Source organism: Andreprevotia lacus DSM 23236 (assembly GCF_900176275.1).
Classification (GTDB): Bacteria; Pseudomonadota; Gammaproteobacteria; order Burkholderiales; family Chitinibacteraceae; genus Andreprevotia; species Andreprevotia lacus.
On sequence record NZ_FWXD01000032.1, the window covers coordinates 1 to 13,058 of the forward strand.

Sequence of the window (13,058 nt, forward strand, 5' to 3'; positions counted from 1 at the left end):
GCCCGGGCCACCGGGGCTGATCTGCTCTGGCGTTGCGCGCATAATCGCCGCCTGCCGGTCGTGACGGCCTTGCCGGATGGCTCTTACCTGAGCGTGATCTATCCCGATGACAAGGCAAGACGGCAGGACATGGATGGCATCCCGGTGCGGGTCATCGAGTACAGTTTGCCCAAGCTGGACGGCGCGGCCATACGCTATCGCCTGATGACGACGCTGTTGTCGGCCGAAGCGGCGCCGGCAGCCGAGCTGGCAGCGTGCTATCACGCACGCTGGCAGGTTGAAGCGGTGTTCGATGAGCTCAAGACCCATTTGCAGCAGGGGCGCAGGACGTTGCGCTCCAAGACGCCTGAGCTGGTCAGGCAGGAGTTTTATGGCTGGGTGCTGGCGCACTATGCGGTACGCTGGTTGATGCATCAGGTCGCCAGTGCGCACCGCAGTCGTCATGATGACCTTTCGTTCGTGGGACATGTGCAGTTGCTGCGGCGTACCCAACCCCGCTCCGGGGCCTTTCCCCCCAGGGCGGGCAGCCGCAAGACGCTGGTTTCGTGAGTGGCTGGCAGCGGGTGCGCGCTTGCGGGCGGTACGTACTGTGGGGCAGCGTGCACCCAGGCAGGTGAAGCGGCGAAATTCGCCATACGCGGCCCATGATCATTGCTACCCACGCAGGCGGCAGGGGGACTGGTCAGTACAGGTGCTGGGGCGGGAGGAGCGGAAATCCGGCTAACCAAACAGTATTGGGTCAGGACTTGTATTTTTCACATCAATTCCCCTTGCATGAAAAATCCGGACAACGAATGCCCCGGCAATCCCCACTCAGAGAATTATCCTGAGCATTGTTGACTCTGCGCACTAAAAATCGCGGCTAATCAAACCGCAACGTATAAGTCGCATCCAGCGTGCTTTCATCCGTACCCAGCCGCGTCACCAGTGACCAGCGCTTGGAGAACTGCCACGAGAGTTTGATCGCGTCCTTGAGGCCGTTCAGGCTCTTTTCCAGCGACAGGCGCACGGTTTTGGTGAGGCGTTTGCCGACCGAGACCACCTGGGTGCTGGTGCCGTCGGCCATTTTATCGGTGGCCATGCCGACTTCGTCGATGCCGAGGCCGCCGAGGATTTCATCGCCCAGCCCCTTGCTGGGGTCACCGCCCATCAGGATGCCGCTGAGGATTTGCGCCAGCACGGCGGAATCGCCCTTGTCCATGCTGTCGGTGCCGTGGCCGAACAGCAGCCAGGCCAGCTTTTCGTTATCCGGCACGCTGGGTTCCGAATACAGGGTCACGCGTGGGTTGGAGGCGGTGCCCTTGACCGATACCCCCGCCTCCACCGACAGGCCGCGCCGCATGGCGAGGATGTCGAGGCCGGGGTTGTCCAGCTGGCCGCTGAAGTTGAGCACACCGCGTTCGATATCCAGCTTTTGCCCATAGGCCTTGTAGGTGCTATCGCTGTTCTCGGCGATCTTGACCTGCCCCACGGCAGCCAGCGGCTGGCTGGGGCGGGCGCGCAGACCCAGCCGCCCGGTCAGGTCGGCCTCCAGCCCGTAACCGCGGAAATGGAAGTTGTTGCCCAAGTCCACGTCGAACTGCAGCACGGCCAGTGCCAGGCTGCTGGGGGTGGCCGGTTCACGCCCGGCCACCACCACATCGTCGGACAGGCGCGGTACGTCCTCGCTACGGTACTGGATATCGCCCTGGTCGGCGCGCATCTGGCCGGTCACGCTGATGCCGTCCTTGCCATAGCCCACTTCCCCGTTGCCCGACACCACCAGCAGCATGTCCGGCTTGTTGATGAGGGTGAGGCGCTGGGCAGTCACGCTGGCCTTGGCCACCGGCACTTCGCTGGCAATGTCCAGCGTGCCGCTGGCGGCCAAGGTGCCCTGCCCGCCCTTGAACTTGACCGAGTCGAGCACGACCTGGCCCGGCTGCAGCCGCATGTGCACCGAGCCTTCGTTCAGGTTGATGCCGGTCTCGCTGTCCTTGATCATCAGGCCGGTGCCGTCCAGTGTGCCGCTCAGGCTGGCGCGCTGGTCGAACGGGCCGCCGCGCTGCAGATTGAAGCGCACTTGCCCGGCCATCTGTACGCCGCTGCCCAGCAAGGGGGCCAGTCGACCCAGATCGGGCAGATCGCCAATGGCACGCACGTTCAGCGCTGCGCCGCTGGCAATCTGCCAGCGCGCGGCATCAATGACGGTATCGCCACTGAGGGTGACGTTGCCGAAACGGCTGCTGCTGAGCGCCCCCGCCAGCGTGAGGCGCGATTGCCGCGCCTGGATATTGAGGTTGAGCTTGTCGAGGCCGAATGCCTGCCGTTGCCCCGTGGTATTGCGCCAGCCACCATCGCCGCCGCTGCGCGCCAGCTCGATGTCGCCATCCAGCGTGGCGCCCTGCTGCAATTGCCAGTGGCCGGACAGCACCAGATCGGTATCCAGGTTACGGATATTGGCCAGCTTGACCCATTCAGCCAGCACCAGCTTGCTGAAATTGCCGGCCGTGCTCAGTTTGCCCGGTTGCCAGTCCAGCTTGTCCACCCGCACGCGGCTGTCGCCCACGCCCAGCTCGGCACCGGCCAGATGCACCGCGCGCGCGCCGAATTCTGCCTCCAGCGGGGCCAGCAGGCGCAATACCAGCGGGGCCTTGGCCTCCAGCTTCTCAATGCGACCGCGCCATTGCTGGTCGGCCGCCAGCGCACCGGCAGCGGCCAAGGTGATGGCGGCAGGGGTATCGGCATAGCGCCCGTCCAGATTCAGGTTGATGCGGTGTTGCGCGCGAGTGCCATCCACGGCGAGGTGCAACTGGCTGATGTCGGCACCGAAACCACTGGCGCGTTCCAGCGCGATATCCAGCTTCAGCGGTTTGTTCAGGTCGGGATAAAGCTGCGCCTGCGCGCGGCCATGCAGTACCGCCACGCCAAACGGCGTGCCCAGCGTATCGGCACTCACATCCACCGTGACCAGCGGTGCCGCCAGCGTGCCGGCCAGTTGTGCATCGCCGCGCACGCGGCCGGCAAAGCCATGGCCGAGCTGACCCAGGCTGTCCAGCGCCAGCTTGAGCTGCAGCCGGTCGCCATCCTTGCCCAGCGCGCCATGGGCGTCGATGCGGTTGTCGCCCAGCCGCAGCCATAGGTCCGCGTCGGACAGGCGCTGGTCGGCCAGCTTGAGCTTGCCGGCGCCAGCCAGCGGCTGGCCGTTGTAGCGGCTGGTGGCCAGATCGTAATCCAGCTGCGCCTGCCATTGCGGCTTGAGCGCCCCGGCCGCCTTGAAACGGCCATTCAGATCGCCCGCCGGCACTGCCAGAAAATCGGCCGGGTTGAAGTGGCTGAACTGCCCTTCTGCCTTGAAATCCTGTTTGTCGAAGCCGAATTCACCCGCCAGCTTGGCACTGTTGGCGCCATGCGCCAGCTCCAGCTTGCGCACCTGCAAGCGCCGCTCGCGCGCCGGGTTCAGCCAGCCCAGATCGGCTTTCAACTGCGCCTTGTACAGCGCATCGGATAAATCCGCGACGATATTCGGCGCCTGATACGGGCCGGACAGTTTGACCGTGCCGGCCAGCTGACTGCGGCTCTGGCTGGGGATCACGCGCGCCAGGTCCACGCCCCCCAGCGTGAACTGGGCATCGAGCTGGTCGGCCTTGAAGCGCCCCTTGCCCCTGAGGGTGCCATCGCCCAGCAGACGGGCATCCAGGCTGGCCAGATCAAGCAGGCCGGCCCGCACCGTGAAACCCGCCTCCAGCAGACTGAACGGCAAGCCGTTCTGGGTAATGGCCGCCGGTTTGGCGTTGCTGATTTCCAGTGCGCCTTGCGCACTGTCCGGGCCGGCAGGTTGCAGATCAAGGCGGATATTCAGGTCACCCTGCGGCAACCCGGCCAGCAGCACCGCCGGATTGAGGCGCGACATGCGCAGCCGCGCCTGCTTGAGAATGTTGTAGCTATACGGGGCAAAAGCATCGAGGCGCAGGTCCAGCTCGCCGGTCACGCGCTCGCCGCTGACCTTGCCCTGCAGCAAGAGATCGCGCAGGTTGCCCAGCAAGGTGTAACTGGCGGCAACGTGGTAATCCTCGACCTTGCCGCTGAAGGCGATATCGCCCGCCGCCTTGAACGGCGCCTTGCCCTCCAGCTGCAAACGCGCGTTCAAGCGCCCCTGCGGCGCCAGCAGCTGTTTGACTTCCAGCTGGTGGAAACGGCCATTGCTGGACAGATGCACGCGGATGTCACGCAGGTCGACCGGGCTATCGACCAGCTTCAGCCGCGCCAGGCGCAAATCATCGATATGGATGCCCAAGGGCAGCTTGAGGTTGTCCGGCGCCTGCGTCGGCTTGCTCTGCGGCGGGCCGGGCTTGAGCAACAATTGCAGCGTGCCGGCATCAAGCAGGCTGGCGGAAAAATCCCGCGCCAGCAGCGAGTACGGCTCCCACACCAGATGCACGCGATCCAGCCTGGCGGTCAGGTCCGGGGTATCGACCTCGATGCCGCTGACGGTGACATCCCGCCAGATCGGCCCGTCGATGCGCTCCACCTTGACCACGCCCGTGGCGTTGAGTTTGGCAATCAGCCAGGCACGGCCGGTCGGCCCGTCCAGCCAGCGCATGCCGAAATAGCCGGCCAGCGCGAGCACGGCCACCAGCAACAGCGTGCCATACACCAGCCAGCGCAACGCATTGCGCCAGCGGCGGCGCGGTTTGGCTGGCTGTGCCTGGATATCGCTGACTGGTACGTCGCTCATCAGAACGCCATCCCCAGGCTGAAATAGAAGCGCACCTGCTTGCGGTCAAAGCCATAGGCCAGATCGGCGCCGACGACGCCCACCGGGCTGACCCAGCGCGCGCCCGCGCCCATACCGGCAACGGGTTTGAGCGCCGATATGCTGGCTGCCGCATCGCCATAATCGACGAACACCGCACCGCGCCAATCCTTGTAGACCGGGTATTGCGCCTCCAGCGAGGCGGTGGCGATCACCTGTGCCGGCACTACGGTATTGTCGCTACCGGGGATGCCCAGGCTCTGATAGTCATAGCCGCGTACGCTGCCGGCGCCGCCGGCGCGGAACAGCCAGTCGGTCGGCACATTGGTCGATTCGCGCGTGATGGTCTGGCCCAGCTCCAGCCGGCTGATCAGGATGCCCTTGCCGGCAAACGGCAGATAGTGCTGGCCGCGCCCGTACACACGCACAAAGGTCTGGTCGGACAATACACCGCGCACCGCGCCGCCCACTTCCAGTTGCAACAGCGTGCCACGATGCGGATCGCGCTGGTTGTCCAGATCGCGCCGCACCCAGCGATAGTTGGCGGTCAGCGCGTTCAGCTCGTCGATTTCCTCGCCGCCACGGTCACGCCGCTCGGTCAGGTATTCCAGCGCGATTTGCCGATCGATACCGTTGGTGCCGGTCAGGCCGGTCAGCGAGCGGCTCACGCCCACTTTCCACACCTGCGTCTGCAGGTTTTCGACGTCCGAATGTGCCACGGCCGTATAGACCCGGTGCGAATAGCCACTGGCACGTTCAGGGAACGACACCCCCAGCGCCAGCGCCTGGGTATCGCGGTCCAGCGCGGTAACGGCGTCGAACACCCAACCACGGTCGAGCAGGTTGTTATAGCTGTAGCTTGCCGTGCCGCGCGGCCCGGACGTGGTGCTATAGCCGGCACTGACGGTGATGCGCTGCAGCGGCACCTCCTGCACGCGCACGGTCACCGGGGTCTGCCAGGGTGCAGTGGCGCCGGGTGGCGCCTCGACCACCGCGCCACCGAAGTAAGGCAGGCTTTCCAGCTGTGATTGCAGGTTGAGCAGGTCACGCCGGCGATAGACATCGCCAGCCTTGAAATCGATCAGCTCGGTGACCAGTTTTTCCGGGTAGCGCTGCAAGCCTTCTACCTTGATCTCGCCGTAGTGGTAGAGCGGGCCGCTGTCGGCAACCAGCGTGACATCGGCACTGGCAGTGGCCGGATCAATGCGCACCTCGTTCTTTTCCAGCCGCGCAGCGGGATAGCGCGAGTTTTGCAGGCTTTGCAGCACACGGCGCTTGGCGTCGTCCCAGCCGGACTGGGTAAACACCTGGCCGGGATTGATCTGCCAGGCATCGACGATGCGTTGTTGCAGTCTGTCCTCGCGATCGGGGTCGTCGATGATCGCCCCTTGCAGCTTGAAATCGACATTGCGGAAACGTGTCGGCTCGCCCGGCACGACAAAGATGCGCACCTGCGGTGGCGTCACCCCGCTGTCGAGATGGGCAACCACCTTGGGGGCGAAATAGCCGGCGGTGTTGAGCAAGGCCGTTGCGTCGACGGGAATGCGCTCGACCAGCGGCGCCAGCCCTTCCTTGTCGAACTTGGCATCGTCGCGCCAGCGGTAGATGTCCAGGTGGCGCTGCAGCAGATCGCTGACCTCGCCCGGCGCATCCAGCGTCACCGTATAGCGCGCGTGCGCCAGCCCGCACGCGAGGGCCAGGCAGACGGACAACAGGAAGCGATGGCAATCAACACGCATGCGCGAAAGGGGAAATCACAAAGCTGTCACTTTACCGAACTGGCCGGCGTTGTGGAGCAAGGAGAAGCGCTTATCTGCGCCAGTAACGCCGCCGACGTGAAAAAAGCACAAAAAAAAGCCCGGGATCAATCTTTCGATTGCTCAACCGGGGCCTAGAGGATGGAGGAGTCGATAACTGCCCGAGGGCAGGTGAAGCCAAAACTGCGCGCTAGCGCAGGGTTTGGCGCTTAGCGCGCCAGAGTCAACTGCCAGCCGTACGACTTGACCAGCAGACGTTGTGCAAGCACAGCGTTCTTAAAAATCTTTTGCAGGATGTTCATGATCTTGCTCCTTGTGGACCGCCCTTCTGGGGCCTGGTTCCCGATGTGTCGTGCGGGTTTGCATCCGACAAGACGAACTGTACCTAAACTACAAATTCAACGCAAGAGAAAATGTAGAAAAACTACGATAATTTTCACAACTCTCCACAAATACGACTACACAATTACGTAACAAACCCAATAAAACCGTGATTTTTACATTCAGCAACATTTATTTTCACTACAAGTAAAATGTAACATTACTACCGGAAAACTACGGGTTTTCCGCAATGCACCAATGCAAAAGGCCACGCCGATTGGCGTGGCCTTTTGCATTGCGACCGCCGGGAACTGCCGACAACCCGCCAGCAGTGTTACACGGGGCGTTACAGGCTGCGCTTGCGCACCCGCTACGTCAGGATGGCCTTGAGGCTCACTTGCCGCCCAGCAGTGCCGCCTTGAGGTTGTCCTGCACCGGATCCTTGCCCAGCCAGATGGCGAGCATGGCACTGGCGAAATCATCGCCGGCAATCACCGGATAGGCTTTGTTGCGCACGGTGACGCGCGTACCCGTCCCCGGTACGAAATCGAGCGCAATCACGTCCCCCTTGTTCACCGATGCCACTTCCTTGAACAGCTTGTCCAGCGCATCCAGTTGCGGCGCAAAGCGCTTCTCGGCGCCCGGCGTGTTGTCGCGCATGCCTTCAACAAAGGATTCGTGCATCTTGGCGGCCGATACCTCGCGCAGCATGCGCAGCTCGATGCGGCGCGGCGTGGTGGCGTTGATGACCGCGTTGGCGTCGTTGGTCTTGGCCGCCGTGTACAGCACAGCCAGATACACGTCGAACACCACCTTGCGGCGTACGCCGCCGCCGTTGAGCTGCAGCGACTGGCTGCTCAGCTCGGCCTTGTCTGCCACGTTCTGACCAGCAATCTCGGCGGCCTGCACGGCCGGCACCGCAAGTGCGGCGGCAATCAGGCCGGCACACAATGTCTTGGTCCACATAGGGCTCTCCTTGCAAAAAGCCCGCGGACCAGCCGCGGGCGGTTGTCTTTATGCGTGCGTGCGGCTCACAGGCTCTGGATGATGCCTGCCGCGCCCATGCCGGTACCGATACACATGGTGACCATGCCGTACTGCCCCGGCTTGCCGGCACGGCGCAGACCATGCACCAGCGTGGCGGTACGGATGGCACCGGTCGCGCCCAGCGGGTGGCCCAGCGCAATGGCGCCGCCCTGCGGGTTGACGCGGCTCATGTCGAGACCCAGATCACGGCTGACCGCCAGCGCCTGCGCGGCAAAGGCTTCGTTCAGCTCGATCCAGGCCAGATCATCCTGCTGCAAGCCAGCGAGCTTGAGCGCAGCCGGAATCGCTTCCTTCGGGCCGATACCCATGATTTCAGGCGGTACACCCTTGACCGCGAAGGTCACGAAACGCGCCAGCGGGGTCAGGTTGAATTGCTTGAGGATCTTCTCCGACACCAGGATCACCGCACCGGCGCCATCCGACATCTGCGAGCTGTTGCCGGCAGTGACGCTACCCTTGGCGGCGAACACGGTCTTCAGTTTGGCCAGCCCCTCCAGACTGGTATCGCGGCGCGGGCCTTCGTCATCCAGCAGGGTTTTCTTGATGTGTTCGACTTCGCCGGTGGCGAGGTTGGGCACGCGGTAGGTCACGTCCAGCGGGGTGATTTCGTCGCGGAACAGGCCGGCCTCGATGGCGGCCAGCGCACGGCGGTGCGATTCGACCGCGAATGCGTCCTGGTCTTCGCGGCTGACATTCCACTGGTTGGCAACCTTCTCGGCCGTCAGACCCATGCCGTAGGCAATGGCGACGTTCTCGTCCTTGGCAAAGATGTCGGCATTGAGCGCCACCTTGTTGCCCATCATGGGCACCATGGACATGCTCTCGGTACCGGCACCGATCATGATGTCGGCCTCGCCCAGGCGTATCTTGTCCGCCGCCATCGCCACGGCGTTGACGCCGGACGAGCAGAAACGGTTGATGGTGACGCCACCGACGGTATTGGGCAGGCCTGCCAGCAGCGCGCCGATGCGCGCCACGTTCATGCCTTGCTCGCCTTCCGGCATCGCGCAGCCGACGATCACGTCTTCGATCAAGGCCGGATCAAGGTTGGGCACTTGCGCCAGTGCGCCGCGCAGCACGTGCGCCAGCAAATCATCCGGCCGCACGTTCTTCATCATGCCGCGCGGCGCCTTGCCCACCGGCGTGCGCGTCGCAGCGACGATGTAGGCTTCCTGAATCTGTTTGCTCATGGTGAGCTCCTAACTTTCTTGGGGCGGACAGACCGCCGTTATCCGTTCAGCGAGAAATTGACCAGCAAGCGTAGCGAGGCGGCGCAGGGCAAGGAGCAGGAGCACAGCAACCCGGAATGGACGTCGGTCCATGAGGATTGCGAGCACCGCACGACGCAGCCATGCGCCGCCGCAGTAGCTTGATGGTTAATTTCTGAGTGGTTTGTTGTTCTCCAGCATGTACATGATCCGCTCCTGCGTCTTGCCCTTCTTGAGCAAGCCCATGAACCGTTCACGCTCCAGCCGCAGGATCCACTCCTCGTTCACCAGCGTACCGGCATCGACATCGCCCCCCGTCACCACCTCGGCAATCTGCACGCCGATGTGATAGTCGTACTTGGAGATGAAACCGCCTTCCAGCATGTTGATCAGCTGGCCCTTGATGGTGGCTGCGCCAGTGCGACCAGCCACCGGGAAGGCCTTGGGCTTGACCGGTGCGCGGTAGCCGGTGGCGGCCAGTGCACGCACTTGCGCTTGCGCCACGAACAGCAGCTCGTTGGTATTGAACAGCACCACGTCCGACTCTTTCAGGTAGCCGATCTGCTGGCCTTCCTCGGCACTGGTGCCGACCTTGGCCATCGCCATGGCGAGGTAGTAATCCTTGAGCACGGTCAGGATGTCGCCACCCTTGGCTTCGCGGCTGGCGCGCAGTGCAAATTCCTTGCAACCACCACCGGCCGGCAGCAGGCCGACGCCCACTTCCACCAGACCGATATAGGTTTCCACCGCAGCCACCACGCGGGCGCAATGCATCAGGAATTCGCAACCGCCGCCAAAGGCATAGCCTTGCGCGGCACCAACCACCGGCACCTTGGCGTACTTGATCGCCATCGAGGTGTTCTGGAATTCAGCCACCATGGTTTCGATGGCACCGAAATCACCGGTCATGAAGGCCGGGCCCATGCTGGCCAGGTCGGCGCCGACCGAGAACGGCGCTTCCGGATGCCAGATCACCAGACCCTGATAGCGCTCTTCGGCAATCTTGATCGCCTGTTGCACGCCGGCCAGCACGTTGGCGCCAATCGCATGCGCCTTGGTGGTGAACGACAGCACCGGCACATCCGGCGCCGCCGGCGGCAGCCACATGCGTACGCTGTCGTTTTCGAATACGGTTTCACCGTAATCCGGTTCGGCATCGCCGACCAGTTGCGGCGGGTAGAGCTGGCGGCCATACACCGGCAGCGCCGAGCGGCCGATCAGCTTGTCCTGCGCGGCACTGTACGAGCCTTGCGGCGCATGCACGCCGTCCACCTTGCCGACCCAGGCCGGCAGCGGGGTGCTGGCCATGGCCTTGCCGGCAGCGATGTCGGCATTGATGGCCTCGGCCACGGCTTGCCAGCCAGCAGCCTGCCACAGCTCGAACGGGCCTTGCTTCCAGCCGAAACCCCAGCGGATGGCAAAGTCGATATCACGCGCCGAATCGGCAATGGTCGGCAGCAAGGTGGCGACGTAATGCCACACATCGCGCAGGCAGGCCCACAGGAATTGCGCCTCGGGGTGGGCCGATTCGCGCAGCGCCTTCACCTTGGCAACCGGGTCGTCCAGCTTGAGGATGGCTTTGACTTCGTCGCTGCCCTTCTGGCCGCTTTCCACATACTCGCCCGCTTTCGGGTCGAGCACGGAAATGGCCTTGCCGTCTTTCTTGTAGATGCCGGCGCGGGTTTTCTGGCCCAACGCGCCCTTCTCGATCAGCGCGGCCAGCCAGGCCGGGCTCTTGTAGTAACCATGCCACGGATCATCGGGCAGGTTGTCGGTCATGGTCTTGACCACGTGGGCGAAGGTGTCGAGGCCCACTACGTCGGCAGTGCGGAACGTGGCCGATTTCGGGCGGCCCATGCGCGGGCCGGTCAGGTCGTCGACCACGTCGAAACGGATGCCGAATTGTTCGGCATGATGAATCGTCGCCAGCATCGAGAACACGCCGATGCGGTTGGCGATGAAGTTCGGGGTGTCCTTGGCGCGTACCACGCCCTTGCCCAAGCGGGTAACCAGGAAGCTTTCCAGCGCATCCAGCTCGCCGCTGCTGGTGCCTGCAGTCGGGATCAGCTCGACCAGGTACATGTAGCGCGGCGGGTTGAAGAAGTGGATGCCACAGAAGCGGGACTTGAGCGCATCCGGCACGCCGTCGGCCAGTTTCTGGATCGACAGGCCCGAGGTATTGGTGGCAAGGATCGCATGCGGCGCAAGGTGCGGCGCAATCTTGGCGTAGAGATCAAGTTTCCAGTCCAGACGTTCGGCAATCGCTTCGATCACCAGATCGCAGGAGGCAAGCAATCCAAGGTCGCTACCGTAATTGGCTGGCTGGATCAGCTCGGCACGCATGGCCGACATCAGCGGTGCGGGCTTGAGCTTTTTCAGGTTATCCACCGCCTTGAGCACGATGCCGTTGGCATCGCCTTCCTTGGCGGGCAAGTCAAAGAGCACGGTATCGATGCCGGCATTGACGAGGTGCGCTGCAATCTGCGCCCCCATCACACCGGCACCCAGCACCGCCACACGGCGGATTGGCGCGGAATGAGCCATTGGATTGCCTCTCAAAACACTGTGAATGGCTGGCGGCGGGCCGCCTGCCGGTTGCGTGAGAGTCTGCTTGCGACCTGGCCTTTCCGCCGGAGTCGCAAACAGACCCCGAGGCCGCTTAGAACTTGTAGTTCAACTGCAGGCCGAAGATGTTGGCGTAGCTGCTGAAATCAGCAGTCGTGGTGGTCTTGCTGGTCTCTTCATAGGTCTTCATGCTGGCATTCTTGATGTCGACATAGGTGTAGGCGACATCCATGGAAAGCTCCTTGCTGAAGGCATAGTTGAGGCCAAGCGAGAACCAGGTGCGATCGCTGTCCGGCAGGCCGACGATGCGCAGGTCATCACTCGGCACCGGCGACTGGTCGAAAGCGATACCGGTGCGCAGCTTGAGCTTGTCGCTGTATTGGTACTGCAGGCCCAGCGAGAAGCGGTTGGTGTCGTTCCAGTTCTGCGGGATTGTCGCGGTCGCGCCATTGGCCAGCTTGAGCTTGATTTCATGCAACTCGGAGTGGCCGGTGCGGGTGTAGTCACCAGTGATGGTCCATACATCGTTCAGCTTTTTCATGAAGTTGATCGAGTACGACTCGGGCGTTTCGATATCGATGGTGCCGTTGGCGGTCAGCGCTGCAATCGGCGCGCCACTGGCAACCACATTGCCCTTGGCATCGCCGCTCAGCGTGTGCTTGATGCTGGAACGATAAGCCAGGCCGAAGCGCAGGGTCGGGTCCACCGTCCAGGTCGCGCCCAAGTTGAAGCCGAACCCCCAGTCATCCCCTTTGTAATTGAGCTGGCCGTCGATCAGGCGCGGTGGCAGTGCCGGCACCACGCCTGCGATGATGGCCTTGCTGAACTTGGCCTCGGTGTATTGCGCGGTCACGCCGGCGCCGATCGAGAACTGGTCGTTGATCTTGTAGGCAATCTCGGGGTTGATGGCCAGGGTTTGCAGCTCAAGGTTGATGCCGTTGTAGCGGCCGGCCCACGTGCTGTCCCAATCGGTCTTGTCGCCAAACGGCACGAACAGGCCCAGGCCGGCATACAGGTTGTCGCTGAATTGATGGGTCAGATACATCTGCGGCACCACCACCGGCTCGGTCGGCGAACCGCCGTTGCCGCCGGTGAACGACTGGGCAGGCAGGCCGGTGCGGCTGGCCTTGACGTTGCTGGCGCTGACATGCGGATCAACCACGATCAGCGCACCGCTGAAGTTGGTGCCGTCCAGATTGGTAATGCCGGCGGGGTTATAAAACACCACCGACGCATCGGCAGCTTCCGCCGCATTGGAATTGGCGACGCCCTGCGAGCTGACGCTCTGTACGCCAAAGTGGTAACCCGATGCATGTGCCTGAGCGGCGACAAGCACGATGCTGCCTGCACCAATAAGCTGCACTGCCCGTGCGATTTTTTTCATCATTGCTGCGCTCTCCACGAAACAGCCTGTACCGGCTGAAATTC

General features: G+C 63.2%; 7 protein-coding genes. 1 reads left to right on the top strand and 6 read right to left on the bottom strand.

What is annotated here, in order from left to right:
* Positions 1 to 549, top strand: a 549-nt coding sequence (locus B9A19_RS18565; protein WP_139798975.1) for a transposase, incomplete at its 5' end; no start/stop codon positions are given.
* A 313-nt stretch (positions 550 to 862) separates the two neighbouring features.
* Here the strand turns inward: B9A19_RS18565 and B9A19_RS18570 are convergent.
* From B9A19_RS18570 to B9A19_RS18595, 6 genes are all read right to left on the bottom strand, one after another.
* Entirely contained in the window at positions 863 to 4,714 is a 3,852-nt protein-coding gene (locus B9A19_RS18570; protein ID WP_084092657.1) for a translocation/assembly module TamB domain-containing protein, read from the bottom strand.
* Positions 4,714 to 6,471, bottom strand: coding sequence for an autotransporter assembly complex protein TamA (locus B9A19_RS18575; protein ID WP_084092658.1), 1,758 nt, complete (start codon positions 6,469 to 6,471; stop codon positions 4,714 to 4,716). The genes B9A19_RS18570 and B9A19_RS18575 overlap by 1 nt, the downstream gene beginning before the upstream one ends.
* A 732-nt stretch (positions 6,472 to 7,203) precedes the next feature.
* Complete coding sequence (locus B9A19_RS18580) at positions 7,204 to 7,776, bottom strand: chalcone isomerase family protein (RefSeq protein ID WP_084092659.1); 573 nt, start codon at positions 7,774 to 7,776, stop codon at positions 7,204 to 7,206.
* Between the two features lie 65 nt (positions 7,777 to 7,841).
* On the bottom strand, positions 7,842 to 9,047 hold the full coding sequence (locus B9A19_RS18585; protein ID WP_084092660.1) for an acetyl-CoA C-acyltransferase: 1,206 nt from the start codon (positions 9,045 to 9,047) through the stop codon (positions 7,842 to 7,844).
* Between the two features lie 186 nt (positions 9,048 to 9,233).
* Positions 9,234 to 11,609, bottom strand: a complete 2,376-nt coding sequence (locus B9A19_RS18590) for a 3-hydroxyacyl-CoA dehydrogenase/enoyl-CoA hydratase family protein (protein ID WP_084092661.1) — start codon at positions 11,607 to 11,609, stop codon at positions 9,234 to 9,236.
* A gap of 115 nt (positions 11,610 to 11,724) precedes the next feature.
* The gene (locus tag B9A19_RS18595) at positions 11,725 to 13,017 is read right to left on the bottom strand and encodes an OmpP1/FadL family transporter (RefSeq protein ID WP_084092662.1); all 1,293 of its coding nucleotides are present in this window, start codon (positions 13,015 to 13,017) and stop codon (positions 11,725 to 11,727) included.
* Between the last annotated feature and the right edge of the window lie 41 nt (positions 13,018 to 13,058).